The sequence below is a fragment of the Gloeocapsopsis sp. IPPAS B-1203 genome (assembly GCF_002749975.1).
GTDB lineage: Bacteria > Cyanobacteriota > Cyanobacteriia > Cyanobacteriales > Chroococcidiopsidaceae > Gloeocapsopsis.
The window spans coordinates 1-26,775 of record NZ_PEIG01000009.1; the positions used below are offsets into that span (position 1 = coordinate 1).

The window sequence follows — 26,775 nt, forward strand, 5'->3', positions numbered from 1 at the left end:
AAACCTCTTTGGAAAAACCTAAAAGCTGTTCAAAAAGGCAGGTTTATCTTTTTGGTGTTAATGCATGGGCAGGAAATAGCCCACTTGCAGCTAATATTGTGATTAATGATTTATATAAATATTTAGTCAACACATCCTCAAATATATTCAAACACATCTTTTTTGTCTGTAAATCATGCCTCCGTTCCTTTGCAGAAAAACGTTTGGCTACGCTCATAGTAAAGCGCGAAAATTACCTAGGTGTAAACGTAATGCTCTCTCTATGCTATTCAAACTAAACCATTTCCCAAAAAACCGATCGCACCATGCACGGGCTGCGTTATCGCGCTTTGTATAAATTGGGCGTTCAATTAAATCGGCAAAGTGCTAGGAGCAAAATCAACTCGCCTTCATTTGCTCTGTTTCATTGCCAACCGATTCAGGGTTCGAGAGTTACTCACCTTCGCAAAACTCATTTAGTAGCTTGAAAAAGGACTCAAACGCCTCTTGCTGATTAATGGAACGAAATTCCAGCATCTTTGCCCAAGATCGAGAAGTCGTCATCCCCAATCGACGCTGTAACCAAGGTTGAAACTCTCGGTAAAATCTTTTCTCTGCGTCAGTTAGCGGAACACCAAACTCCTGTTGTGCCATTTTATATCCCGCCAAAAACATGAACAGATCTGTAACCGAGGCTCCACCAATCTACATACCAGGTTTAACCCTACCCCTGCCTCTCAGGGTAGCGGCTACAGCGATACCTCAATTGATCACGATCGCGTTCTCGCTAACTTTGATCAAGACCCCTCAGCATGAGAAGCGCGATCTCTGATACTGATCCTCTCTATGCTGCCTATGATCCAAGCGATAGCTATCACTCACAAGCTCTAGCAGAAGTAGAACGTCTGGCGAACAAAATCTCACGGTATTGATCCCATATCCGATTTTCCTGAAGACTCACAGCCTGATTCTCAAACGACTAGGAATTCAAATAGGGTTTCGCAATATTCAGGAAATTTCCGTTGGGACAGAACAACTGCAACCCGCTTTCGAGGATTGTCAGATGGCTACCCAAATCATTCAACGCTATCCAGACCAAGCAATTACACTGTTCGATGCCACTATAGCCGCAATTTCTCAGCGTTTGAGAGTTCCGATCTGGACGTATGACTTTCATTTTGATGCGATCAACAGCATGGTTTGGCGGTAGTGTGCTATAAACTACTTCAACTAGGAATAAAAATGAACCGGCGATCAAATGTGTAAAGCGCTAGGAGGGCGATGAGGGCGCTCATCTCTTTGTAAAATCCTGTAATCATACTTCTCTTCAAGACACTACGCGAACACATATGCTGCGCGAATATACCTTCGTTTTTCAGTGGCGATCGCATTGGTCAAGCAGTAAGAGAGTAAGGGCGATCGCCAGGATCAAGTGAAGCACTAGGAGGGAGCGAGAAGCGCTCGCACCTAACAGACATTGGGGCAATCGAGGGGGATTTCTACCAATTAACAACAGTTAACGCATTCACTTTAGCAAACTCTTGATCAGCCGTTATTAAAGCTGAACAATGAATTGTCATTGCAGCAATGATCGATTCTCAACGACGACATTAACCAGCTAGAGCGGTTTCTCAACTTTGGTGCCCAGGATCTCATCAGCTGCTTCACGCGCGTGTTTGCGGTTGGGTTCAGCTTTGTGCTGCTGGCTCCTGGCATTGCGTGGCTTGCCATGTTGCCCATCTCGTTCATTTGGTGGGGGACATTCGCCTTTCAATCCCGACTAGCTCCCCGTTATGATACTGTACGCAATTATGCAGGAATCAAAGAGCGATCGCCTCTCTCACAACCTTTCTGGCATTGCTACAATCAAGAGCTTTACCGCTGAAGCCTACGAGCGCGATCGGGTTTACACCGAAAGTGATGCCTACCGTCGCAGTAATCACAGAGCGATCGCCCTGAGTGTTGCCTTTCAACCAGTGTTGCGATTCTTCATCCTGCTAGGGTTTGTGATGACGCTGTACTTAGGCGGTCGAGAAGTCCTTCAAGGTCGCCTCACTGTAGGTACTTACGGCTTCATGGTGTTTATCGTTTTTATATTCCTCTAAACTCTTCACGCAATTGGGTAATACTCCAACCACTGCCATACACTGAATCTTCTGGATAGCTTTGTGCTAATGACTCCAGCTTAACTTCAGATTTAGGTTGCTCTAGCTCGAACTCCAATTTGTCTATGTCAATTTCAACTTCTGCTGCTTGTGCAGTTTGCAAATCAGGTTGTTTGGGCTTTTCTACTAACTTCTTAATAGGCTGGTTGACTCTAATGATTTTGCTTGAATTCATACTTAGTTGTAGGGAAGCAAAGTTGTCTTTAACTATAGCGATAAATCTGGTGTCAAGAGCACACCTAATATTATCAACTAGCACGACGCCGCTTCTGTTGCTTGACGAGAACTGGTCTAGGTTTCTTCTTCTTAACCACCTCAGTGCGAGCCATACTTGGTCGGCAGCAATCGCAGTACAGCGGACGCGGACCGTAAGTTTCGCGCTTAACGTCTTTGTTACATTGCTTGCAGATGAACTTATATACGCGCGTATGAATCACTCGCTCGTGTGCCCTTACTGTGTATTCTCGAACATGAACTCGCTTAGATGGCATAACCTAGAAATATGACACTGCTGTACATAATATGCTAGCGACAGTAGACGCTCCAACTTTTGAGTTTGAGCAACTTTAACACTTCATTTATAACTTAATCGCGCTATTTTCCATACAACAGAGCTTTGACAGAAGCTAAGCTGAAGTTTGCTTAAAGTACGCCAACACATCCTCAATACTGTTGGGATGTTGTTCTAAAACAGCACATAGATTGGGATTGATGCGCAAACTGTCAATAGGTTCGTCAACGAGGAGTGCTAAATCTTCTAAAATCGGTGAGTGAACTGGAGTGACGCGCAGTTGGTAGTTCGTGTAAAATTTTTATTTCCAGTCTTTGAGTGAGAAACTCTAATCGCTCCGTGTTATCCAGAACAACTTGCTTCATTTTTTCTAACCCCTCTTTGCTTGATTCATGGTGAGGAGTTAGGGGAGATGAGGGATTTACTTTATTAGGAATACCTTTATCTGTCAAATTTGATAAGGGGTAGTGCTATCAATTCTGGTAGGAGGGTACTGTCAGATTTAGTAGGGGTAGATAATGAACGCAATTCTTGCAAGCGATCAGGTGCGACCCACTCAGATTGAGGTTTTGGGCGGCGAAGCGTAGTATTTCCTGGACGTTCAATACTCTCAATCAATCGAGCTTGCTTCAGTAGTTGTAAAACTTTTGTGCTTTGAGTGTGTGGCATTTATGGTTGCCACTATAGTATTGTTTCTATTTTTTTGGGGACATTCAATTTCCATTTCGCCTACATCGAGCACCATCACTTTCCATTCCCAATTTGGTTGATACAATTGCCGTTGGCTGGGAAGCCGGAATTTACCGCATTGAATTAGCAGGTCTTCGACTTTTCTGACAATTCGTCCGACAGTCGTTTCGTGCAATCTCCAACTCACTCCGAAAAGGTGTTTCGACTAACTCCACACAAGCGTTTGAACTCCGCATCCGCAAGCTGTTGTAACTCGATGTATGTCATAGCACTTCCTCCCTGGTTCTAGTTGTGCCATGCACTGACTTACTTCGGCAACCTTAGATGAGTTTACTTTTTATCAAAAACTCATTCACCATGAACTGATGAAGCATGGTCAAGCCATGAGTGGAATTATGATTCACAAAGCCGCTCAAGTGGTAGGGGCTGATATTGAAGTGGCAATTGCTCCTCTTAATACCGTCAACTTCGAGGGTCGCGCTCACCAAGAACAACTCAAGGGGATGCTCGAACAAGTGGGTGTTCGCGAAATGACTGGTCAAGATGCCAAGCAGGGAATCTGGGCACGGGTGCAAGATGCGATCGCTGCAGTGTCGGGTGTGGCTGGTAGTGTGATTACCCAAAACACTGATAAACAGGATATGAATATCCAGACCTTAATCCGGCTGGATCATAACAAGGTAAATACCATCTTCACTGAAATCGGAGCCACGAAAGAGCCTCAAAAGCTCGAAGAGTATTTCGGACAGCTTTACAAAGATTTGTTAGCACACGCTCAAGCCGAAGAAGAAGTCGTCTATCCAAAAGTACGCTCTTTCTATGGTGATGACAACACTCAAGAGCTTTACGATGAACAAGCTCAAATGAAACAGATGCTAGATGAAATTAAGTCTATTGACCCTGCTTCTGCTGACGAATTTAGATCGAAAGTTAAAGACTTAATGGATGTGGTTGGCGACCACATTCGTCAAGAAGAGAGCACGATGTTTGCAGCGATTGACAACAATTGCAGCAACGAGCAAAAAGAGCAAATGGCGACTGAATTCAAAGCTGCCAAGAGCAATATCCAACAAGAGTTTGCAGGGTCTACACAGTAAAAATAAGCATTCTGCACTTCTGTAAGGGGAAAGGAAATTTCCTTATCTTTAACCATGTCCCTTTCTCCTTTTCCCGACAAATCCCACGAAGTCTATTCATTGATCATTTTTCGATTCGTGTAGGAGTTCTAGTAGTGTTAAGTCAGTTTTGTGTTCTGAACTGACATTCAACTACCGTTTAGGATAAAAATCAGAGCAGTCAATTGCTTCTTCTGTCAGAGCGGAATCAGGACGCACAGTACACTTGAGCTGATAGCTACCTGTAAAAAATTGACATCCTGAACAGGGAATTCGATGCATCTGCTTTGCCTGGGTAAAGGTATCATGCACCGTTCGCCAAATTGTTAATAGGAATAGAACAACGACTGCCCAAGCAATTACGAAGTAAACAAGCTTTAAAGCAGGTTGTAAGGTTAGAATCAAAGTAGGTATAAAGTGGGACATCAGATTAATCATCCCCTCCTAAATCTTTGCTTCATTGTGTAATAGCACTGACTCAAAACTTATATTTGAGATTGGAGCGTAATTTGAGCGTTGCAGTATTTTTGAGTTAACCATTATCGAGACAACACAAATTGCTTGTTAACTTGTGTATCTGGTACTAGTTTCCAACCTGCTCGCAGTAACTTTTGGTAAGTTGCCCAACCTCTAGAACCGCCAGATATCTCGTAATCTGGGACAGCATATTGTGGAAAAAATTTATATGGTCGCCAATCTTCACCCGCATGAGTTCGTAAGTGTAAAATCTTTTCTTCCGTTGATTGAGGTGTAGGTAACCAGCACATTTGTCCTGACATCTTAAACTCCTTCAAATGCGTTCATTTAATTATTTGCATCATAGTTTTCTCTATTGAGGCTTGTATTGTATTTGGATTTAAAGCCTAGAATAATAGAGATTAGTAGATTAGCAACGCTAAACATTTGATATAAACTACCAAAAACTGTATGGCTTTTTGTAGAAGAGTTTATTTGGTAAAGATAAGTGATACTGTTAATCAACTCACGTTATATCAATGAATAACAGTAAACACTTGCAACCAACTGTAGCTATCTCTCAGATACTTTTACGCCAATATAAACATGTTAGTCAAAATGTTAGGCTGCTGTTGAATGCCTGATACTGCTTAGCCAATTAAGTGGAGTACATCACGTAGGACATTATAACCAGCTAAATCCCACAGTAAGTAAGCAGCAAATCCAATCATTGCTAAGCGCCCATTCCATAACTCTTGTTGAGGATTCCAGCCAAAGATCCAAGCATTACGGTCAACACCGTTGTATGCTGGAGCTACAGGTGGTACATCGATAGAAGAACGTTGATTCATTGTTGTTAATACTCCTCAGTCACTGTTAATTTTATACTCTTTTTCTAATAGTATCTACTTAAAAAAACTCCGAGTCCTACCTTCAGGCTTAAACTGCAACCAACTCTAAAGGATGATTCTCTAAATAAAGATTTTGTATACAAAAATACAGTGATACCTTAATATTATTACCAGTATTAAGTAGGTGTAACTGAAAGATACCTGCGCTACAGTTAGACAGGAAGTTACTTAATAAAATCTCATAAATTTGTGTAAAGTAGCTAAGCCATTTTTAATTAAAGAATATTTTATTTATAACAAAGCAACAAAATGTTTGTTATTTAATGGGTTTGTTCTATCTTGCTTAATAAGCGTAAATTCATCGCAATTCCAAGTGTGTTTATAGCTACAACACAAATTTACAATAAGTTAACTCTTTGAGCAGAATATCTTTCAAACTAAAGTTCTTCTTAAGAAAGATGTGAGTTTGAGCGATGATTTGAAACTATGTCAGCACAAGCATTACTAAATAAAATCAAACAAGCTTATGAAATCTGATGAAAATCAAACCCCAAAGACAGAGAATAATGTTCCCATAGCTCAGAACACAGTGTCCGCCCATAATCCTGCATCAAAATCAGAGCCATTAACTCAGGTTCAGGCAGATAGCGTCATCACTCGTAAAGATATACCCAACTTAGGCTTTCGCATTACTGTTACAGCGATCGCTATAGCAATCATCATATTTGTTATAGGTACCTATTACGGCATTATCAATGTCTAAAGCACTGCCTTTATGGTTTATGAACGCTAGAACCTGTTGACTAATATTAGAGAAGCCGGAAGATGTGGCTCAAGCTGTTTGGAAAGCCGTTAAGCGTAGACGCAAAGATGTGGTAGTGGGCACTGCCAAACTGTGGACAACCTTACATCATACGCTTTCTGGCGTGATGAACCCTATCTTCCGGCAGGTTTTTGGTATGGGCGAATTATAATTGTTCGCGTAAGTTAGTCCCTTTGACTTTCGCGGGGAGAACAATTCCGTAGTAAGCTGTCGCGATCGCAGTCAAAGCATTAAACCAGACATTGTTACCAAAAATCGGCATTAAGCCAAATGTTGTTCTCGCAAAGGGTAATAAACCCATAATCGCTAGCAAGGTATAAGCGATCGCAAATCCGCGATTGAATGTGCGGGCACTACTTAAACTATAGTATGAGGCAATTCCTAATAATCCTACAGCAGTGCGGACAATGTTATGCAAAAGATTAGTAGGAAATAGCCCAAAGACATAGCCATAGCCTATATTATAGGCACTATGAATTTCATTCGCTGGGACATCAAGAGCGTTTGATCCTTGAACAGAAACAAATGCAGGAATAAATCCAGCTATGCCAACAATTAAAAAGAGAACACCGACAATGAGCGCACAATACCGCTCAGTGAGATTTGCTGTATTTGTATTTTCCATCGTGTTGATTCCTTGTTCGTCAATTTCTGAGAGTGTTTTGATCGAGACATACTAATTCAACTAGAGATTGCATACAAAAGTAATTTAATTTCTCTAGCTAAATAGGCACTCAATACTATTTACTTCAACTAATATTTTGTTTTTGAATCTCTATCAAAAGTTGTGTGTTTAGCTTGATAAGATTACGTGCTTTTTATACAAATAAGTACTAAAAAATTAGGAATTTGTCTATTTTTTGAATTATCTGTGGCAAGGTCATAGTAAAATATCTAAATAGTGAATCTTACTACTCAGGGACTTAATTTACTTTGTTATTAACAAGCATCACAGACGCCCTACGACTGAAGTCGGGGCTACTGAGACAAAGTGTGCCTGCGCACACTAAGTAAGATAGTAGGCTTATCAATAAGTCTACGGAGGTGGAAAGTGTTTGTTGATCTGCGAATTTATTTGAGTTCATCGAAGTAACGAGCGATCGCACTCTCAAGGCCAGGAAGCAACTCGCCGCGATTACTACCAAGAACACTATAACTTGGGCGGGGAGCGATTAAGCCTAGTTCTTGCAACGGACGAGCAATCACGTTACTGGTACTCAAACCGGCTGTTTTGGCAGCTAGTCGTGCCAAGTCAGCCCAGGCGATCGCACTTTTGTTTGCCAAGTGCCACAAGCCGCACTCACCATCAATTAACAAGTCAAGGCTAGTATGGACAAGATCGGGGACATATGTGGGTGAGACGATGGCATCCTCTGCGGCAATAAACGTCCGCCCCGCAGCCAACTCACGCAATGCGATCGTCACAAAGTTGTAATTATCCCAAGGTCCGAAAAAGGCACTCGTGCGAATTACCAATGATGCAGGATAAGCACTTAATACTCGCTCTTCGGCTAAAGCTTTACTCTGTCCATACACATTCAGCGGAGTCGCTGGATCGTCTTCTACATATGGCGTGGATATCGCACCATCAAACACCAAATCTGATGAGAAAGTCAGCAATGCTATATTATGTCGAGCGCAAACAGCGGCTAAAGTTGCGGGTCCTTGCGTATTGACCAGCATACAAATCTCCGGTTCGCGTTCCGCGTCGTCTACCCGTACATATCCAGCGGCATTGACAATTGCCCACGGCTGTAACTCAGTGAGAAATGCATCAACAGCGATGGGATCGGTAATGTCCATCTCTTGGCGCGTCAATAACTGGTACGAGATCCCCCGTAGATCGCAAATGCGTGCAAAAGCTTGACCAAGCGTTCCGGTTGCTCCCACGATCGCAATCGGTTTAGAGGTAACTCCTAAAGGAGGCTCAAAAGACGTTTTCTCCTGAGTTGAAACAGGGGGAAATAACAGCCGCGCTTGCCGATGCCACCATCCTGGGGTTGCTAGTAATGGGTGCTGTGGAGTATGTCCAGCAGCAAGATCGCAGATCATTTTAGCGATCGCTGTCGGTCGGGGATGCAGCGAACGGACATCGAATACACCTGGCTCGTAATAGCCGTCACAGCGAGTGACTAAGTTATGCCAATCGTAGCTACCTAACAGCGACCAAGCGGTAACAGCGCGAACATCCACACCGCGATCGCGCAATTCTTGTGTGGTATTCCATACTTCGTATAGCCAGCGCAACTGTTCCTCACGGGTGCAGTTGAGGTGAACTTCAGTAATTGCCAGCGGTAATTTGTAGCGTTCCCACGCTTCTGCAAGCAAGCGGCGATGTCCAGCTATGCCTTCAGCACATACCCGTACCGCCTCGATATCTGCGTACTGATGCTTGCCATTACCTCCATGCGACCAACTTGGATAGCGTTCGATCCGCTCGTCCAACAAGCGATCGCTTGTTAGGTAGTGATTAATTCCCATAATATCCGGCGGACAAGGATTTTCTAAAAATCCCGCAAGTTCAGCTTCATCGACTCCACACTGATGCAAGTAGTGCCACATCGGATGCGTTGGAGACAGCCTACCACACAACAAATCGAAACTTAGCCAGCGGCGCTCGTTTTCTAACGCTGCTTGGTATGCCAACAACGGCGTACTAAAAATTTTACCCAAATCTTCGGTTTGCACGAGTTGAGCATGAGGATTGACTTCGCGGATTGCCAAAATTGAAAGTGCGATCGCTCGGCACTGCCCTAACAAAGCGCGGATGAAAGTTAATTCATCTCTGCCGTGAGGATACCAATGACCGTATAATCCACTAAATCGTGCCGTTGTTAATGGCTCATTGATTGGCGTGTAATGTGTCACCCAAGGATAGCGTTCAGCAACCGCACGCGCAAACGCAGCGAGTTTCTCTGGAAATTCTGGATCTACCAAGCTGGTATCGCTAGGACCACTACCATGATGCACTAATCCGACAATGGGACAAATGCCCAGTTCTCGCAATCGACCTAGCCGTACATCAGCCCAAGTCCAATCAGCATTCTCGATGCCATTGGGTGCGATCCGCTCCCACAAAATTGGGTAACGAATCGTACGTATCCCCAGTTCGGCAAATAAATCCAAGTCATTCACGCGGGTTGCATGACCGTTGCGTTGCAACTGATCGAAATACTCATCACCCACACGATTAACTGTACACTCCAATCCAGCCCAGATTTCTACGGGATGTTTTGATACCATTTGGTTGAATGATTGTGACATTTAAATAACTAAAACTGACGATTGGTAAGATGCCCTCCGACTGAAGTCGAGGCTACCCAGGCAAAGTGTACCTTCGTACACTCAAACAAAACATTTAGCAGCAATTCCACGGAGGTAAATGTGGTTTGTTTAGCTACGAATTCATTCGCAATCGCATTCGTACAGGAAGTTTGATGAGTTAAAAACACAAGCCGTAATTTCTAAGCAAACAGCAGCTTGCTTAAATACAGCAGTCGAAGTATAGGTGAGAACATTATGGAAGCTCAGAGCCTTTGTCTTGTAAAGTTTGCTCAACGGGGAAACCCCGCACGCAACGCAAACCGCTGTCCTAACTAGCTTTTAACACTGACCCTTACTACAGGTGATGTGTTGATTGCAACTTGTTTCACCATTACCAATTCAAGCTTTAAGTGCAATTTGCTTGTAAACCGCCAGCGCCTGGGCAACGCATTGATCCATGTTGTAATACTTGTACGTTGCTAGCCTTCCGACAAAATACACTCGTGGTGTTGTATCAGCGAGTGCTTTGTACTGCTTGTAGATTTCCTGATTCTCAGGGCGCGGTACGGGGTAGTAAGGATCTCCCTCAGCTTGGGGAAATTCGTAAACGATGCTTGTTTTATGGTGTTCTTGCCCAGTTAGGTATTTAAACTCTGTGACACGAGTATACAAGTGTTCGTTGGGATAGTTAATGACTGGTGCTGGTTGAAACACAGCAGCGTGATGCGTTTCGTGTTTAAAATCGAGCGATCGATACGGTAACTTACCATAGCGAAAATCAAAAAACTCATCAACCGGTCCAGTGTAAACCATCTCGCGGCAAGGTATCGCTTTGGCAATTTCTCGATAATCCGTATTTAGCATGACTTTAATGTTGGGATGAGCCAACATATTCTCGAACATCCGTGTAAAACCGTGTCGTGGCATCGCTTGGTAGATGTCGGTGAAATAGCGATCGTCGCGGTTGGTACGAGTGGGAATCCGCGCGATTACCGATTTATCGAGTTCTGAGGGATCGAGTCCCCATTGTTTGCGCGTGTAGCCTCGGAAGAATTTTTCGTATAACTCCCGGCCGACTTTACTCACTACGACATCCTCACTCGTGCGGATGTATTCCCTTGATTCCCCAATCGATTTAAAGAATTCTGCTGCTTCAAATGAATTGAGGTTCATACCATACAGCTTGTTGATGGTGTCGAGGTTAATCGGAATCGGGACAAGTTGCCCATCTACACTTGCAAGAACGCGGTGTTCGTAAGCCCGCCACTGTGTGAAACGTGAAAGATACTCGAAGACTTCACGGGAGTTGGTATGAAAAATGTGCGGACCATATTTGTGAATTAGGACGCCATGCTCGTCGTAACAATCGTAGGCGTTGCCACCAATGTGATTGCGCTTGTCTACAATCAGCACTGTTTTGCCATCACTTGCCAACCGTTCGGCGATCGCACTGCCAGAAAACCCCGCCCCGACAATCAAGTAATCGAAGACAAATCTAGTAATAATGCTTGGTGCTTGTGGAATACTGGTCGTGCTGTCATGTTTAGCCGCGATCGCTGAATCAATGAGTTGGATCATTGATCCCCAAGTGCGATCCCATGAAATCTGTTCTAAAAAGGTATCTACTCGGCTTAACCATCTCAATGCAACATCCTCTTGCATTGCTGTTTGCACAGCGGTGACAAACTCCTCAACTGTGTCTGCAATTCGCACCAACTGCATCTCACCATAGGGACGCACCACGTCGCGAATTGAGGTGGATACCACAGGCTTACCCGCAGCGAGATACTCCGGAGTCTTCGTCGGGCTAATAAAGCGGGTTGATTCGTTGTGTGCAAACGGTAGTATCGCCAAATCCCATCCAGCTAAATACGCAGGTAGCTGTTTGTAATCTTTCGCACCGAGGTAATGAATGTTTGCGCGTTGTGGTAAAGTTGCCGGATCGATTTTTGCTACAGGTCCAAGCATCACCAAATGCCAGTCGGGACGCGCATCAGCAATTCCAGCGACTAACTCGATATCCATGCGTTCGTCAATCACGCCAAAAAAGCCTAAGCGGGGATGAGGAATATGAGCTTGATCGGCTGGTTCCTCTGCTTGAGATCTTGCTTGGGCAAAGTGGGCTACATCAACACTGCTAGGAAAAGCATAAACGTTCGGGTGCTGGTTGACTTTACTTTCGTAAAGGCTTTGTCCTCCGGTAAATACTAAGTCTGCACGACGGAATAATTCAGCTTCATAGTTTTTTAAAGCAGGGGATGCCCCTTTAAATGCAGACAATTCATCCATGCAATCGTATACCACTACTTCAGGTTGCAAATGACGTGTAAAGGCGATCGCCATTGGAGTGTAGTACCAACAGATGTACTTGCTGATGTTCTGCTGGGCAAACAAATTATCAATTAATTTTTGTAAGGTGGGAGCGATCGCCTCTTCACTCAATGCTTCTGGTAAGTGCGGCACAACAACCCAAACCCCACTTTCATCACGATTGATCTCCAACCTTTCTTCTTGATGTGAGCTAAAAATAGGTTCCTCAATGAAGAAGACTCGTTTTCTTTGAGCGCAGCGATTTAGAAGATGTTGAGGTCTTTGATAAACAAACTTCCAGCGCAAGTGAGATAAACAAATGACATCTGCTATCTCTGTAAATTCTATTGTTCTGAAATCGGTTTTGGAGCCTGATGATGAGTCTAGTGGTTCTGTTGCTATTGATAGCTTGGCTTCATCAACGCTGGATGACACCGCACCATTACTACCATTCTCTGCTGATTGAGCGTTTTCTCTGGGCATAAATTATTTCAAGCTTTTTAATTAAAGTGATTATGAAGAGACTTACTAGATAAACACAAAATTGCCTTGTTCTTGCACTTCACCTCAAGAACTATTGCCATGATTATTGAGTGGAATAAATTACTGCTTTTAGATTAGTAACTCTAAATTAGAGATTAAATTACATTAAATCAATTAACATCTACATTACAGAGCATATTTGTTTATATCAAAGGGAAGAAACTGTATGATTTTTATTTGTAAGCATAAATACAAACGATTGTAATGGCTTAATAATAGAACTATGTTTTTTATTGGTAGTAATTTATTTTTCCTATAAACTTAACTAGGTTGATTCTTTTCAATTAATTTGAATCTGCACTCCACACCAAAAAACTATTTAACAAACATAAATTTGCCTAAGTGCCAAGACAAAACTGCTGCTCAGAGCAATCTATTGCCTTCAACGTGTACAACAAATGATTCAAGGAAACTCTACCTAAAGTTTTAGTTTAAGTTTACGTAATCTTGTATTCATTTTTTCACTTATGGAAAATGACGTGAATTCATGCCTCCAATATGCAACATTGGAATTTATCAGTTTATTGCAAAATGCTCTGATGCAAGCCTGTGAGTACTAACGATAGGTTGTCCAAGTTGTGAAACGCCGTTACAATTCCCTCAAGCCTAGCTTTATCTGTAACCTTTAATTAAATCGTTTTTATAGATACATCTTAGTTTATATTAGTTTTACTCTTAAGGTAGAAGTGACATTTAAGTAAAATACTTAACCTACTACTAGCAGCATTTTTTTGACAATGAATAACTTATTAGCCTACTAACTAAAATATGCAATTTCAAATTGAATGTAATACCTTGAAAAATAGTGAAACTTGCTTGATATGTACAAAGCAGTTTCAGATGCAGAAGGCAAGATTAATTGTCTGCAATGACCAGGGTGATAGTTATGGAGATATTTGCCCTCAGTGCGCGGCTATGGGCGCTTATTGGATTGGTCAACAACTTAAAGCCTTAGACGGGCGATAGACTTGGCTCCTAAGTTCTTTTGAAGAGTTACAAATTTAGTTTGTGCAAATAAATTATTCCTAGTTCCTAAGTTTATTGTATACATAAAACTTTTGAACTATTTTGCTATTAACAAAATAGCCACTACTTGATTTGCCTAAAATCTTCAAAATATAGGATGCCATTCTCGCTAGTGTGAAGTCGCAAAACTTTTGAATAATATATTTAAATACGCAATTTAAACATATTTAGCGTGCTATTGAATCTTTAAAGCATCGTTAATGCAATCCTATTCTCTTAAGAGAGGTACTTTGCCTTGTTCAATGGCAAGTACTAGCACTGAATATTAGTAGTTGATATAAGTAATTAAACCTAGATTACTCCCTCAACAATATTGCAAAAAATGTTATATGTCTGAAGTATAGTTGAGCTTGGCTTGCCCTCGGTTTAAGGAAAAAGAATTTTTCGTGTAGCGTCTAAAGGATATGTTTTAATGAATTTGTTATTGGAGATGTCGAGTGGGGAGATTGAATTACACCGTAATGCTGACGTTAATAGGACTAAGTTAGTGGTAGATGGCTACCCACGCCCACAACTACAACGTCAGAACTGGCATAGTTTAAACGGCGTGTGGAAATTTGTGTTTGACGACAAAGGGCAGTTTGTTCAGCCTAGTGATATTAGTGAGTGGATGTATACTATAGAAGTTCCATTTGCTCCCGAATCTACCAAAAGTGGTATTAACGATCTAGGTTTTCACTCCAACTGCTGGTACGAGCGAGAATTTGCAACGCCGTCGGGTGAAGGCAGATTGTTGCTACATTTTGGAGCTGTAGACTATCGCGCTCGTGTTTGGGTTAATGGGCACTTCATGGCTGATCATGAAGGCGGACATACTCCATTCAGTATTGATATTACACCTGTGTTAAATAACAGTGGGGTAACGAAAGTTACAGTCTGGGCGCAGGACGATCCGCATGACTTGGCTAAGCCTCGTGGTAAGCAAGATTGGCAGTTAGAACCACATAGTATTTGGTATCCGCGCACGAGTGGCATTTGGCAGACAGTCTGGGTTGAACGTGTAAGCGGAACTTATATTGATCGCATTCGCTGGGCACCAGAATTTGAACGTTGGGAAATTGGTTTTTATGCTGCGATCGCTGGCAATCGCCAAGATGGTATCCAGCTTAAGGTAAAACTGAGTATTGGCGATACAGTATTAGTAAAAGATACTTACGAAGTTTTCAACGGAGAGATTCATCGCCGCATAGCGCTTTCCGATCCAGGAATCGACGACTACCGCAACGAACTGCTTTGGAGTCCAGAGAAACCAACACTGATCGATGCCGAAATTCAATTATGGGAAAACGATCAGCTTTTAGATGAAGTAAGATCTTACACGGCAATGCGGACAGTAGGGATACAACGCGATCGCTTTATGCTCAACGGTCGCCCGTATTACTTACGGTTAGTTCTCGATCAGGGTTACTGGCAAGATACATTAATGACTCCACCTTCAGATGCGGCGCTGCGGCGCGATGTGGAACTTGTCAAAGCAATGGGTTTCAATGGAGTTCGCAAGCACCAAAAAATTGAAGATCCGCGTTTCTTGTACTGGGCAGATGTCTTAGGACTCCTTGTTTGGGAGGAAATGCCCAGCGCTTACCGTTTTACTCCCAAAGCTGTAGAACGCATTACCAAAGAGTGGACAGAGGTGATTGAGCGAGATATCAGTCACCCGTGTATTGTCGTCTGGGTGCCATTTAATGAATCTTGGGGAGTCCCGAACTTAGTTGAAACACCAGCACACCGCAACTATGTTCTGGCAATGTATCACCTTACCAAGACGCTCGATCCATCGCGTCCGGTGGTGGGTAACGATGGTTGGGAAAGTACTGATACCGATATTCTCGCAATTCATGACTACGAAACCAACGCTTTGCGGTTAGCGCATCGTTATGGACCAGAAGTCAAGCTATCAGATCTTTTTGAACGGCGGCGTCCTGGAGGACGAATCTTAACCTTAGATCACTATCCGCATCAAGGGCAACCTGTCATGCTTACCGAGTTTGGCGGGATTGCCTACGCCCCAGATGATAAACCGGATGCTGATAAAGCTTGGGGATATGAGCGATGTTTCAATATTTCCGAACTCGAAATGAAGTATACGGCACTCTTGGAAACAGTGAATAATATCGAAATGTTCAGCGGATTTTGTTACACGCAGTTTGCAGATACGTTTCAAGAAGCTAACGGGTTAGTGTATAGCGATCGCACGCCCAAAATCTCGATTGAGGCAATTCGTCAGGCAACTTTATCAGGAGGAGTATGTACTCCCACAAGCTGCTAAAGCCAGATGGTCGTCATTTAACTTTATACAGTCGCTACCCAATTGATAGCAATATCACAGCCGTCAGCCCCAGTAATGAACCAGTGCAAGCAAATCCGCATCTGCGCTGGCATCCCTTACGCGGTGAATGGGTAGCCTACGCGAGTCACCGTCAAGCGCGGACATTCATGCCGCCTCCAGAATATAACCCCCTCGCACCTACCAGCAATCCCACGTTTCCGACGGAACTACCATTAGGTAGATATGACGTCGCCGTGTTTGAGAACCGCTTTCCCTCACTCACAGTGGCTGCACACGATCCGCCGCCGTCGATTGTGGAAACTTTACCCGCGCATGGTGCTTGTGAGGTGGTGGTATTTACGCAAGATCCGCAAGCTTCACTGGGTTCATTGGCACTCGACCACTTAGATTTGCTGTTGCAAGTGTGGGGCGATCGCACGCGCGTCCTTGGGGGAAATTCCCAAATTCAGTACGTCCTACCGTTTGAAAATAAGGGTGTGGAGGTGGGCGTAACGTTACACCATCCCCACGGACAAATTTATGCTTATCCATTTATTCCACCCGTACCCGCACGCATGCTAGAGATGCAACGGCGCTTTTACGCAGAACATCAACGGGGTTTGCTGCAAGATTTGATTGTCAAGGAGATTGCCGACAACCAAAGAATCGTTTATCAAGATGAAGCAGCGATCGCATTCGTGCCGGTATGTGCGCGTTATCCTTATGAGGTCTGGATTGCCCCGATTCAACCCGTTGCCACCTTTTGTGACCTGAGTGCAGCGCAACGCTGGAGTCTTGCCAAAGCTTTAAAAACGGTGACACTTAAATATGATGGCTTATGGCAGCGCCCATTTCCGTACTTGATGGCGTGGTTTCAAGCACCTACCGATGGCGAAGCGCATCCCGAAGCACATTTGCACGCCCAATTTTATCCTCCCTATCGGACAAGCGATCGCCTGAAATATTTAGCAGGAACTGAACTCGCCGCCGGGATGTTTGCTAATGATGCCCTACCAGAGGAAAAAGCAAAAGAGTTACAAGCTGTCGTTATTAATAGTGATGACACAACTCTATGGTTGCGGAATAGGTAATAGGTAATGGGTAATGGGTAATGAGAAACAAAAAGATATTTACCAATTACCAGTTTCTACGATTCCGTTTATTCCCACCTACGAACTTATGAACTTTCAACAGATATTTGATAGTCTACCTGAAACTGAAGCAAGTGCGCCTGGAAGAGTCAATTTACTTGGCGAACATACTGATTACAACGATGGATTTGTTCTCCCCACTGCAATTCCCCAACGCACAACCGTACAAATAGGTTTGAGTCGCGATTTGCAGCATCACTTTTACTCGGAAAATTTAGACGAGAAAATAAGTATTTCTGGCGATCGCCCGTCGTCTGGATTCGCAAGTTATATTTTTGGCTGTATCGACTTATTGGTCAAATCAGGGTATAAAATACCACCACTAAATATATGGGTTAACTCTACCGTACCAATCGGTTTAGGTTTATCCAGTAGCGCCGCGTTGGAAGTCGCAACACTAAGGGGAGTGCGATCGCTTTTCGATCTGCCACTTAATGATGTTGAACTTGCCCAAATTGGACAACAAGCAGAAATTCAGTACGCAGGTTTAAACTGCGGCATTATGGATCAAATGGCGTCTAGCTTAGCTGATATCGACTCGATGCTATTTCTTGACACGCGCACCTTAGAACGGCGAGTGTTACCTTTTCCCAAAGGTGCGGAAATTTTAGTCATCGATAGTGGCGTCCATCACGCACTCGCAAAAGATAGCGGCTACAATCAACGTCGGGCTGAATGCGAGGAGGCGGCGCGGCTATTGCATCTTGTAGCACTGCGCGACATCACCGATCCACAAGCTGTAGAGTTCTTACCCGAACCACTTAAACGTCGTGCGCGTCATGTCATTACCGAAAACAACCGAGTGCTAGAAGCTGCACAAGGAGTATCCGCTGAACGCTTTGGCGAATTAATGAATGCTTCCCATGCAAGTCAGCGCGATGATTACGAAGTTTCCGTCGTCGCCGTCGATACCTTAGTCGCCATTTTGCAGAAAACCCCAGGAGTCTTTGGCGCACGTCTTACAGGTGGAGGTTTTGGCGGGGCTTGCGTTGCTTTGATTGCATCGGGTGAGGAAGCGATTGCGCGCAGCGTAGCACCGGAGGCGATCGCAACTGATGTCCTCGAACAATTTAACCACGCCGGTTATGTTGGACGCATTTTAGTTCCTATTATTGGCTTCTAACCCGCAGCCAAACTTTCTTAACCAAAGCTTCTTCATCTGGCGATCGCTGTACCTTTTTCAACAGCGGTGCAACTTGATAAGCTTCTTCTGAAGGTACCCCAGCACGGATGAGGTTTTGGATCAAAATGTGATTTTGGGATAGTTGTTTATCTTGCACGTGTCGCCTATCCTCTTTACTCTCCATAGTCAAATCTAGTTCTGCCATAGTTTTTACGTTTTTTTAAGGCAATTTTCTGTTTATCTGGTGTTAATTTAAGGCGATTTTAGACTGCCTAGATATAAGTTTTCTTTTGCACAACTTTGTCCTTTTCAAAAGTTAGTAAACAATTAGATATTGATTGAACCGTGCTGTGTTAGCATTATTAAACTTCTATTTTTTGTACCTAACTATTTTACTAATCTGTTTTAGATATTGAGTAAATATTCATCAATATTGAAGCATCTTCTAGTAATTTGATTATGAGTGCTTCTTAAAATGGCAGCTTCATCCTTACAGCTTATTATCCTTGTACTTGAGACATATTTTGGTGTGAAGTTTGTATGTTTGGTTGAATACAAGAAGTAGTCTTATTGTTATTTGTATGAAAGGCTACAAACTAAGTTTACATCCAAGTAAAATTGTCAAATCAGAATTGCAAATTTAGTATTTTACTTGCGATCGCAAATCAGCCATTTTCGATTAAAAAAATGTATTTTTTACAACAAACTAAATTGATAAATACCCATGCCTGGAGGTAGAAGGGAGCGTACATTATGAAGCTTAATCTTGGGTAAAAGACAAACATAGTCATTAACGTCAATTAAGATTTTTATTCAAGCTATTCATCGCACTTTCGTAAATAAATTATGAGTTCTATCGATTTCAATTCAGATGACTCTTTTGGAAAAGAAAGAATAATCGCTCCAGCGAGCTATGAAGTCACTCAGAAACTCTCCGAAAACGTCATTTTGACGACACTAGATGATGTCTATAACTGGGCTAGATTATCCAGTCTATACCCTCTGTTGTACGGTACCGCTTGCTGCTTCATTGAATTTGCGGCGTTGATTGGTTCGCGGTTCGACTTTGACCGATTTGGTTTAGTGCCGCGTGCTAGCCCGCGTCAAGCAGACTTAATTATTTTGGCAGGCACACTGAACATGAAAATGTCTCAACCGACGATGCGTCTTTACGCACAAATGCCTGAGCCAAAGTACGTTATTGCAATGGGAGCGTGCAGATTACGGGTGGTATGTTCAGTGCTGATTCTCCTACAGCAGTTCGCGGGGCAGATAAAATTCTGCCCATTGATGTTTACATCCCTGGTTGTCCTCCCCGTCCTGAAGCCATCATGGATGCGATTGTCAAACTTCGCAAAAAAATCGCCAATGAATCGATCCAAGAGCGAAGCAAGATTAAGCAAACACATCGCTTCTACAGCACTAGGCACAATATGAAAGTTAGCGATCGCATTCTGACGGGTGAATACCTGCGATCGCCTTCGCGTCAAAAGCCACCGCAAGAGATTGCACAAGCAATGGGAATGGAGATCCCGCCTGCACTCCAGTCAATGGAAAAGGAACTAAACCAAGGCTAAAAATCTATTGACTTATGCTTACTTACATATTCTTGTAGGTGATTGGTGGCTTTAGTAGTGTAATGACAGATGCAGTGCCTTTGCGTTGTTATTATGCTGGATATGCAGATATCAATAATTATTAGAAAGTCAGCCGTCAAGCAATTTAATAATGAACCAATAGTTGAGTCAGGAGCTATTGCTGTGAATAGCGATCGCAATCGGGAGGAACCCGATGTTGTAGAAGTTGATGGGGTGGCTCTACGCAACCGAGGTTTCCCAGAAACAGATGCAGCCTTGACTTGACCAGAGTGTGGCGGTTCCCTGTTCCAGGTGCACGAAAGAAAGAATTAGTGCAGGCACAAGCAGGCGAGCAATTGCGATCGGGTATAGTTTATATCGCTCCTCCTACTTCGCATCTGTTCGTTACCTCAAACGGTATTTGCCTATCTGAAGCAGTATTTGTAGACTTGGCACGTCCCTCGGCTGACTTACTGTTGCAGTCAGTAGCGGCTAGTTTTAAAAAACGGGCGATCGTTTGTGCTGTCTGGTAAAGGTAACGACGGTGCCACAGGAGTGCAAGCCATTCACAAGACGGGTGGTAAAGTTATTGCCCAGGATGAAAATACTTCCGAGTTTTTCGAGATGCCTAGTGCTGCGATCGCCACTAGGGTTGTAGATCTCGTCCTGCCACTAAGCGAAATTGCTTCTACCATAAAGCAGTGGGTGAGTACTTGAGGTAAACTACCTTAGACTGCTGTGAAGTAGTTTAAACCAACACTTGTTAGACAAGATGATAAGTTTACGGTAATGATGAGACGATATGAAGACAACTCGCAAAGTTGAATTCAATAGACCTCCTGCGTGAATACTAGGCGAATGAATTCGCTGCTACATAAACTAAGTCCACTTCCGTGGACTTACCCATAAAAACCTTGTTTGAGTGTACGAAGGTACACTTTGCTTGAGTAGCCCCGACTTTAGTCGTAGGGCATCTGCCATTCATACAGAAGGTCTAATCATCTCTACTAAGCTTTTTTATCTATTTGTATTCCTGACTACTTGTTAAGTTAACACTCGTTTCTGTCTTAAGAAAGCTGCCATTCAAAACAATAAAAGTATATTAATTAATAGATGTAATTTTACGAAAGGCTTATATTATTAAGTCTGCTATGTTTTTTGGTTTTTAAAGTCTGTATTCTGCTTAATTAAATGACGGTTTAAATCAAAAAAAACTAATATAAATTTAGGATACTAGCTCGTAGAAATTTACAATGAACGGCAAGAATCAGTCGGCAAAATTCTTAGTCATCTAAACTTTATGAATTCTGAATCTAAGTTTGTTGAACCTCCTAAGATGGAATTTCCAAACCATGATATTACATTCCTCAACCAGGTAACAGAGACAGTTTGGCAACTATTCTTTAAAGAGGGGAAGCTAATGGTAGATGTACCAAATTATAGCTTTCAAATTGCTCCTGATAACTTAAATAAATTTAGACCAGTGAATTCATTAGTTAACCTAGAGTTTGAGTTTGAACAACCCTTAAAAAATCACTATTTTTTAATGCATATTTATGCTAAAGGTATCAAGAGAGCTACCTTTAAAGCTATTAATTGAGATGACTTAAATGTTCCTTGTCTTTAACCATGTCCCTTTCTCCTTTTCCCAACTAATGCCACGAAGTATATGAAAATACAGCGATCGCAATTTTTAGGATTGTTCTCACAATTAAACGTCAAAATTACAAATCAGTTGTAATTATAAATACAACTTGACTTTAGTTCGGGCTAATCCCTAGCTTTGTTTTGCAGGTGGAATATGTAGTGTCCATTGAATTGCCATTTTGAAATATTAAAGGCATCAGACGTTAGTAGCTCACACAAAGAGTTTTTTTAAGGAGTACAAATTATCCAAATTTACTTCTTCTTACTGTAGGTAGTATTGCTATTAGGAGACAATTGTTTTCCTTTGCATCTCATCTAAGGAAAGATCTTGCTTGATAATTTTGTTTTCAGCAATACAAATATATTTAACATTAATCTGTTTCAGAAAGTAGAGGAAGTCTGAGTAGCAACAGTGTTACCTATGGAAATTGAGTTTCTAGAGGAAGACTATTACCAATATCTGGTAACGCTAGCCTAATATTAACCTAGCTTGACGTCTTTGCTAACAGAAAATTCATATTTATAAATTGACTGTTTCTGCACAAATAAATATTTAGGATGATTTACAAGTAGAACTACAGATATAAGTAGAAACTTGTTAGTTCAATAGAATGAAAATGTTGCACAAATAGTTAGTTAAATGAGTTTTTAAACTTGTAAAAGTCAAGAGAACTCATTTTATGCTTAGAGTTCGGTTCACTAAACCGAATCTAGATTGGGCAATTCATGCTTTCGTTTGATTACACGAGGAGTATCTGTTTGAATATCTGCGATCGCTTCCGATGCTGCGCTGTGCACAATAGCTTGCGCTTTGACAATGCAAAGTTCGAGCAAATTTTTCATAAACAAAATAATAATATTTATGGGCTTGCTGTTGCTTTACTCATTATTAGTCTTTGGGCAGCTAGTTTAACTTTGCTACTTTGCCTTAACGTTGCTAATTTTTCAAGCTGGTTGCTACCAATCGTCATAGCGTGGCAAACGTTTCTTTATACGGGACTATTTATTACTGCTCATGATGCTATGCATGGCTCTGTTTTTCAGCAAAACAAGAAAATCAATCATTTTATCGGTTCGTTAGCTGTATTTTTTTATGCCTTTTTTTCATATCGACAGCTTCTGAAAAAACATTGGTTACATCATCATCATCCTGCTAGCGAACTTGACCCCGATCATCATGATGGCAATAGCAGCAATCCCATCTATTGGTATTTCCACTTCATGAAGAACTACTGGAGTTGGAATCAATTTTTAGGTATGGTTATCGCATTCAATCTAGCTAACTATATGTTGCCGATTGCTCAGACAAATCTCATTCTATTTTGGATTGTGCCTTCAATTCTTAGTTCCGTTCAACTGTTTTATTTTGGTACGTTTTTGCCCCATCGAGAACCCGAAGAAGGATATATTCGTCCTCATTGCGCTCAAACGATTGCATTGCCAATTTTTTGGTCATTCATCAGTTGCTACCACTTTGGCTACCATCAAGAACATCATGAGTTTCCCCACGTATCTTGGTGGCAACTTCCAGCCGTTTACAAGCAGAAAGCAGATGTTAGCAAAGCTCCTAGTAGAGAAGGTTCAACTTCCGTTTCCATCAACGATAGACAACCTATTTAGTTCTTGAGTGTTGAATTATGACATTGACTGATAGATAAGACCTCCTGCATGAATCGTAGATGCCCTACGACTGAAGTCGGGGCTATCCAGGCAAAGTGTACCTTCGTACACTAAAATGAGATTTTTAGTAGTAAGTCCACGGAGGTGGACTTTGTTTAGATAGCAGCGAATTTATTCGCCTAGTATTCACGCAGGAGGTCTATAGAGTATGCCCAAGCGGTATTGATTTTTGCAACTGAGCGTTTGGGTTTAGATTTCAAGTGGCGATCGCTACAACTGATAGATGAAGCTGTTGCAGCTATTGTGGTAACACAAAAGTCGTAACAACAAATATCATATGAACTCAACACACAACTTCCATTACTTTCAATTCAAATTTTGCACCATTTTCATCTGTTACCCGATTGCCCACCCTGCACTATAAAGTGCGGGCTAACAGCAAAAATCAGCTTTTCAGTCCACTTTGAGTGGACTTGAGCTATGAGAGGGGGAATCAATCCGCAGGTGGGCTGTATGGCTAACTTGGTATTATGCGCGCAGTTGTCACTCAGACGATTGGCAAAATCCACACCTAAAAGTATTCGGTTGCGTCCTCCACGGCATTAATTTCGCTTGTTACCTTAGAGAAGCAATTTATTGCAGACTCAATCCTTACTCAGAACTAAAACCATTAACAACGGTTGCAGTTAGTTTTGAGAATGGAAGTAGAAATACCATTGGTAGTTTGCAGCAGAATTTCATGCAAGCAAAGAACTTTTTAGTAGCAGGACTTGCGCTCCTGACTTTTGTCATGGTTGTACTGACGACATCTATTCAGAATACTCCTTCCATCACAGAACTTTATGTGTTTGGGGACAGTCTTTCGGATGCGGGTACGGTGTTCCGAGCAACAGGAGGGATGTATCCACCATCACCACCCTACTTTCAGGGGCGTTATTCAAATGGTCGAGTTTGGGTTGAGTATCTTGCCGATCGCCTGCATCTCTCCTCGAATCAAGTCCACAATTTTGCTTACGGAGGAGCTACGACTGGAAGCGATCGCAATTTTGTACCAGGGTTGTTGACACAGGTGCAGTCACATGTAAAGACACATCAAAAGACGCATTCTAATGTACTGTATGTTGTATGGGCAGGGGCGAATGATTATTTGCAGGGAGCAAGCAGTACTACTTTACCTGTTGAAAATATTTCCAGGGCGATCGCCTCTCTAGCTGATGTCGGTGCTCAAAAGATCCTGGTCGCAAATTTACCAGATTTGGGACAGTTACCAACTACGCGAACTACTGTGAATTCTGTGAGACTTAGTGCCTTAACACAAACACACAATCAAGGCTTGAGGCGATCGCTAAAAATATCTCAACAGCATTCTGACATTCAGATCGCTACTCTAGATGCCAATACACTTTATCGAGAAGCAACCGCAAATCCCGCTGCTTTTGGCTTTACTAATGTCATCAGTCCGTGTTTAGCTGGCTCAAGCTGTGGTAGTCCAGACACGTTTTTGTTCTGGGATGGCATTCATCCAACAACAAAGGCGCACCGCATTTTAGGAGACACTGCTTTTGCGGCAATTCAAGACGCAGGATTCGTCAATTCTGGTTCGGTACTGCCGCCGTAAACCACCCCTGAAATTGTGGCACAATCCGGCTTAAGATTGCTACAGATGGCTGACGCGGGATTAATTTGTGGCTAGAATTTAGGAAATTGGTATTAGTCAATTTTGTATCATAAATAACAAAGTTACTTGATAAAAAAGCCTTCCTTAAGCGCAGCTAAGACACCTCTCAGGATGAAGCTGCGATTTTTTTGGGTGTGTTTGAATGTAAAACAAGTATTAAATGCTAGCTGAATAAAGAGTTCACGTATCAAGTACGTCTCCTTCACGTGGCGATCGCGATCGTATCTGACAAGAATTGAGTAGGAGTCATAGATGACAGTAGCCATCATTGTTCATGGCGGAGCAAAAACCATTACAGAGGACAAGGTTGAAGCCAATGTAGATTTTATTGGTTCACAACTATAAGGGGAGAATCAAAAATGGTATCGAGTCTTGATGACACCAAGCGCCTGGCAATTGCCACAAAATTAGCAGATATGAAAGCACTACAAAATCTGCTGATTAACAATGAGCAGCAACTTATCAAGGATTGCACTGATGATATTCGCGCTCGCCTACAGAATATGCTAGAAGACGATCGCAAAAATCTAGGTGTTCTCGATACTGCGATCGTTCAGTACGGTGTTAAAGGTGAACCGACAACAACCACTCAGAAAATAATTGAGCAAATTCAAGAACGCATGGCAAGTTCCGATGTGAGTTTGTTTGAGAAAGTACAAGAACATGAACTGCTCAAGCATAAGCAAGTAATGGCAGGATTGCTTGTTCACAAGGCTGCGCAAGTTGTTGGTGCTGATGTTGAAGCGGCGATCGCTCCTTTAAATACAGTTAACTTTGAAAACCGCGCACATCAAGAGCAACTTAAAGGAATTTTAGAAATCTTAGGCGTTCGTGAACTGACAGGGCTTGAGGCAAAACAGGGATTGTGGGCGCGGGTTCAAGATGCTGTTGCGGCTTTAACTGGTGTCGTGGGTAGTGTAATCACGCGCACCGATAACGAGATGAGCATCCGCGAACTGCTGCTGATGGATCATACTAAAGCCGATATCCTGTTTAGGGAAATTTTGAATGCTCAAGATCCGCAAAAAATCCAAGAATATTTTGGACAACTTTACAAAGACATAAAAGTTCATGGTACAGCCGAAGAACAAGTTCTTTACCCAGCAATTTGTCCGTATTATGAACACACACAGGAGATATTCGATCAGACCGATGAAGTGATGGATATGTTAGATGAAATTAAACCTCTAGATCCTACTTCATCTGAGTTTAAAGCAAACATTGAGCAGCTAAGAACTGCAGTGCGAACCCATATTAATCAAGAAGAAAACGATATATTCCCCAAACTCCGTGACAATTTTAGCCATGAGCAACTTCTCCAAATGGCAACTGAGTTTAAAACAGCTAAAAGCAAATTACAATCTTCAATGGCTGATTTAGAAAACTAATTAAATTGATAGTTATAGCCAAAAATATTGTGTACTTTGTGCAATTATGAACAATCAAATGACCTGGAAATATATATTTCAACTCAAGGCTGTCATTAATTGGGTTGAATCGATATTTTTGCTACTATCCGACCAATGGATTCGCGAGGTGCTTGGCGAAAAACCTCTCATCAATTCTGAATATTCACACCTATTTCTCGCATTAGTATTTGCGATCGGGATTGGCTATTGGTGGGTTGGTAACGACATCTCCCGCAATCATGGCATCGTGAAACTTGGAATTATTGCGCAATCTTCGGTCTTCCTTGTGCTGGCTTATCATACTTTGATCAGCAATCTTCACCCTTTTTATTTAATTCCAGGTGTGATTGACCTGACTTTTGCTATTCTCTTTGGTATCTTTTTAAACTCTTACAATCGTACTCAAACAGCTACAGAGTAGAGGAATTGTTGCTCATAGCCTGCACAATTTTCTCGTTTTACTGTTACTTAAATCGTATTATAGTTTAAGTTGTTTGGCAATTATAAAAACACCTATAACTTTAATGACTTATGTAGTTCAATAAACAGTTGATTTGATGAATTCAAA

The 26,775-nt window shown here is 42.2% G+C and carries 24 protein-coding genes and 5 pseudogenes; 18 read left to right on the forward strand and 11 right to left on the reverse strand.

The genetic code is table 11. The annotated features are described in order from the left end of the window. A pseudogene (locus tag CSQ79_RS27875) lies at positions 1-278 on the forward strand (hypothetical protein); the annotation flags it as partial. A gap of 154 nt (positions 279-432) precedes the next feature. Here the strand turns inward: CSQ79_RS27875 and CSQ79_RS16240 are convergent. Further along, a complete protein-coding gene (locus CSQ79_RS16240) occupies positions 433-633 on the reverse strand; it encodes a hypothetical protein (RefSeq protein ID WP_289501209.1) in 201 nt (66 codons plus the stop codon). Between the two features lie 274 nt (positions 634-907). Here CSQ79_RS16240 and CSQ79_RS16245 point away from each other — a divergent pair, with 274 nt between their 5' ends. Together CSQ79_RS16245 and CSQ79_RS28930 are read left to right on the forward strand one after the other, a co-directional pair. Beyond that, entirely contained in the window at positions 908-1,189 is a 282-nt protein-coding gene (locus CSQ79_RS16245) for a hypothetical protein (protein ID WP_099702221.1), read from the forward strand. Positions 1,190-1,573: 384 nt separating this feature from the next. Further along, positions 1,574-2,069 (forward strand): annotated as a pseudogene (locus CSQ79_RS28930) (ABC transporter transmembrane domain-containing protein); the annotation flags it as partial. A 1-nt stretch (position 2,070) separates the two neighbouring features. Here CSQ79_RS28930 and CSQ79_RS16255 read toward each other — a convergent pair. The 3 genes from CSQ79_RS16255 to CSQ79_RS27100 form a co-directional block, all read right to left on the reverse strand. Further along, positions 2,071-2,319: a hypothetical protein gene (locus CSQ79_RS16255; protein WP_099702222.1), complete on the reverse strand. Its 249-nt coding sequence runs from the start codon at positions 2,317-2,319 to the stop codon at positions 2,071-2,073. Positions 2,320-2,392: 73 nt separating this feature from the next. Beyond that, positions 2,393-2,635 carry a hypothetical protein gene (locus tag CSQ79_RS16260; protein WP_099702223.1) on the reverse strand — a complete coding sequence of 81 codons (243 nt, stop codon included), beginning with the start codon at positions 2,633-2,635 and terminating at the stop codon, positions 2,393-2,395. Between the two features lie 630 nt (positions 2,636-3,265). Then, the gene (locus CSQ79_RS27100) at positions 3,266-3,532 is read right to left on the reverse strand and encodes a hypothetical protein (RefSeq protein WP_289501211.1); all 267 of its coding nucleotides are present in this window, start codon (positions 3,530-3,532) and stop codon (positions 3,266-3,268) included. A 136-nt stretch (positions 3,533-3,668) separates the two neighbouring features. Here CSQ79_RS27100 and CSQ79_RS16270 point away from each other — a divergent pair. After that, a pseudogene (locus CSQ79_RS16270) lies at positions 3,669-4,442 on the forward strand (hemerythrin domain-containing protein); the annotation flags it as partial. 171 nt (positions 4,443-4,613) lie between these two features. Here CSQ79_RS16270 and CSQ79_RS16275 read toward each other — a convergent pair. The 3 genes from CSQ79_RS16275 to CSQ79_RS16285 all read right to left on the reverse strand — a co-directional run bounded on the left by CSQ79_RS16275 (position 4,614) and on the right by CSQ79_RS16285 (position 5,767). Further along, the gene (locus CSQ79_RS16275; RefSeq protein WP_099702425.1) at positions 4,614-4,886 is read right to left on the reverse strand and encodes a hypothetical protein; all 273 of its coding nucleotides are present in this window, start codon (positions 4,884-4,886) and stop codon (positions 4,614-4,616) included. 113 nt (positions 4,887-4,999) lie between these two features. Then, positions 5,000-5,239: a hypothetical protein gene (locus tag CSQ79_RS16280; RefSeq protein WP_099702225.1), complete on the reverse strand. Its 240-nt coding sequence runs from the start codon at positions 5,237-5,239 to the stop codon at positions 5,000-5,002. 327 nt (positions 5,240-5,566) lie between these two features. Next, on the reverse strand, positions 5,567-5,767 hold the full coding sequence (locus CSQ79_RS16285) for a chlorophyll a/b-binding protein (RefSeq protein ID WP_099702226.1): 201 nt from the start codon (positions 5,765-5,767) through the stop codon (positions 5,567-5,569). A 526-nt stretch (positions 5,768-6,293) separates the two neighbouring features. Here CSQ79_RS16285 and CSQ79_RS16290 point away from each other — a divergent pair. Together CSQ79_RS16290 and CSQ79_RS27885 are read left to right on the forward strand one after the other, a co-directional pair. Further along, positions 6,294-6,530, forward strand: a complete 237-nt coding sequence (locus CSQ79_RS16290; protein WP_099702227.1) for a hypothetical protein — start codon at positions 6,294-6,296, stop codon at positions 6,528-6,530. A gap of 64 nt (positions 6,531-6,594) precedes the next feature. After that, on the forward strand, positions 6,595-6,741 hold the full coding sequence (locus tag CSQ79_RS27885; protein ID WP_289501213.1) for a hypothetical protein: 147 nt from the start codon (positions 6,595-6,597) through the stop codon (positions 6,739-6,741). Here the strand turns inward: CSQ79_RS27885 and CSQ79_RS16295 are convergent. From CSQ79_RS16295 to glf, 3 genes are all read right to left on the reverse strand, one after another. Then, positions 6,736-7,215: a DUF4383 domain-containing protein gene (locus CSQ79_RS16295; protein ID WP_099702228.1), complete on the reverse strand. Its 480-nt coding sequence runs from the start codon at positions 7,213-7,215 to the stop codon at positions 6,736-6,738. The two genes, CSQ79_RS27885 and CSQ79_RS16295, sit on opposite strands and share 6 nt — an antisense overlap. 446 nt (positions 7,216-7,661) lie before the next feature. After that, entirely contained in the window at positions 7,662-9,854 is a 2,193-nt protein-coding gene (locus tag CSQ79_RS16300; protein ID WP_289501214.1) for a family 1 glycosylhydrolase, read from the reverse strand. A 399-nt stretch (positions 9,855-10,253) separates the two neighbouring features. Further along, the gene (gene glf / locus CSQ79_RS16305; protein WP_099702229.1) at positions 10,254-12,647 is read right to left on the reverse strand and encodes a UDP-galactopyranose mutase; all 2,394 of its coding nucleotides are present in this window, start codon (positions 12,645-12,647) and stop codon (positions 10,254-10,256) included. Positions 12,648-13,547: 900 nt separating this feature from the next. On the opposite strand from glf, the gene CSQ79_RS27890 reads away from it, so the two are divergent. The 4 genes from CSQ79_RS27890 to galK all read left to right on the forward strand — a co-directional run bounded on the left by CSQ79_RS27890 (position 13,548) and on the right by galK (position 18,276). Beyond that, positions 13,548-13,673, forward strand: a complete 126-nt coding sequence (locus CSQ79_RS27890; RefSeq protein ID WP_289501215.1) for a hypothetical protein — start codon at positions 13,548-13,550, stop codon at positions 13,671-13,673. A 472-nt stretch (positions 13,674-14,145) separates the two neighbouring features. Then, positions 14,146-16,002 carry a glycoside hydrolase family 2 protein gene (locus CSQ79_RS16315; protein WP_099702231.1) on the forward strand — a complete coding sequence of 619 codons (1,857 nt, stop codon included), beginning with the start codon at positions 14,146-14,148 and terminating at the stop codon, positions 16,000-16,002. Continuing rightward, the gene (gene galT, locus CSQ79_RS16320) at positions 15,981-17,093 is read left to right on the forward strand and encodes a galactose-1-phosphate uridylyltransferase (RefSeq protein ID WP_099702232.1); all 1,113 of its coding nucleotides are present in this window, start codon (positions 15,981-15,983) and stop codon (positions 17,091-17,093) included. Before CSQ79_RS16315 ends, galT begins: the two co-directional genes overlap by 22 nt. A gap of 88 nt (positions 17,094-17,181) precedes the next feature. Continuing rightward, on the forward strand, positions 17,182-18,276 hold the full coding sequence (gene galK, locus CSQ79_RS16325; RefSeq protein ID WP_099702427.1) for a galactokinase: 1,095 nt from the start codon (positions 17,182-17,184) through the stop codon (positions 18,274-18,276). Here galK and CSQ79_RS16330 read toward each other — a convergent pair. Continuing rightward, positions 18,263-18,481, reverse strand: coding sequence for a hypothetical protein (locus CSQ79_RS16330; RefSeq protein WP_099702233.1), 219 nt, complete (start codon positions 18,479-18,481; stop codon positions 18,263-18,265). The genes galK and CSQ79_RS16330 overlap by 14 nt on opposite strands. 641 nt (positions 18,482-19,122) lie before the next feature. On the opposite strand from CSQ79_RS16330, the pseudogene nuoB reads away from it, so the two are divergent. The 8 genes and pseudogenes from nuoB (at position 19,123) to CSQ79_RS16375 (ending at position 26,628) form a co-directional block, all read left to right on the forward strand. Continuing rightward, positions 19,123-19,853 (forward strand): annotated as a pseudogene (gene nuoB, locus CSQ79_RS16335) (NADH-quinone oxidoreductase subunit NuoB). A gap of 102 nt (positions 19,854-19,955) precedes the next feature. Then, a complete protein-coding gene (locus CSQ79_RS16340) occupies positions 19,956-20,138 on the forward strand; it encodes a hypothetical protein (protein ID WP_099702234.1) in 183 nt (60 codons plus the stop codon). A gap of 47 nt (positions 20,139-20,185) precedes the next feature. Beyond that, a pseudogene (locus tag CSQ79_RS27895) lies at positions 20,186-20,570 on the forward strand (chemotaxis protein CheB). A 583-nt stretch (positions 20,571-21,153) separates the two neighbouring features. Then, positions 21,154-21,453 (forward strand): hypothetical protein, encoded by a 300-nt coding sequence (locus tag CSQ79_RS16355; protein WP_099702237.1) that lies wholly within the window; start codon positions 21,154-21,156, stop codon positions 21,451-21,453. 806 nt (positions 21,454-22,259) lie between these two features. Further along, positions 22,260-23,120 carry a beta-carotene ketolase CrtW gene (gene crtW, locus CSQ79_RS16360; protein ID WP_502693937.1) on the forward strand — a complete coding sequence of 287 codons (861 nt, stop codon included), beginning with the start codon at positions 22,260-22,262 and terminating at the stop codon, positions 23,118-23,120. A gap of 739 nt (positions 23,121-23,859) precedes the next feature. Further along, positions 23,860-24,738 (forward strand): SGNH/GDSL hydrolase family protein, encoded by an 879-nt coding sequence (locus tag CSQ79_RS16365; RefSeq protein WP_289501218.1) that lies wholly within the window; start codon positions 23,860-23,862, stop codon positions 24,736-24,738. Between the two features lie 419 nt (positions 24,739-25,157). Then, a complete protein-coding gene (locus CSQ79_RS16370) occupies positions 25,158-26,186 on the forward strand; it encodes a hemerythrin domain-containing protein (RefSeq protein ID WP_099702239.1) in 1,029 nt (342 codons plus the stop codon). 46 nt (positions 26,187-26,232) lie between these two features. Further along, positions 26,233-26,628 (forward strand): hypothetical protein, encoded by a 396-nt coding sequence (locus CSQ79_RS16375; RefSeq protein WP_099702240.1) that lies wholly within the window; start codon positions 26,233-26,235, stop codon positions 26,626-26,628. Positions 26,629-26,775: the final 147 nt, after the last annotated feature.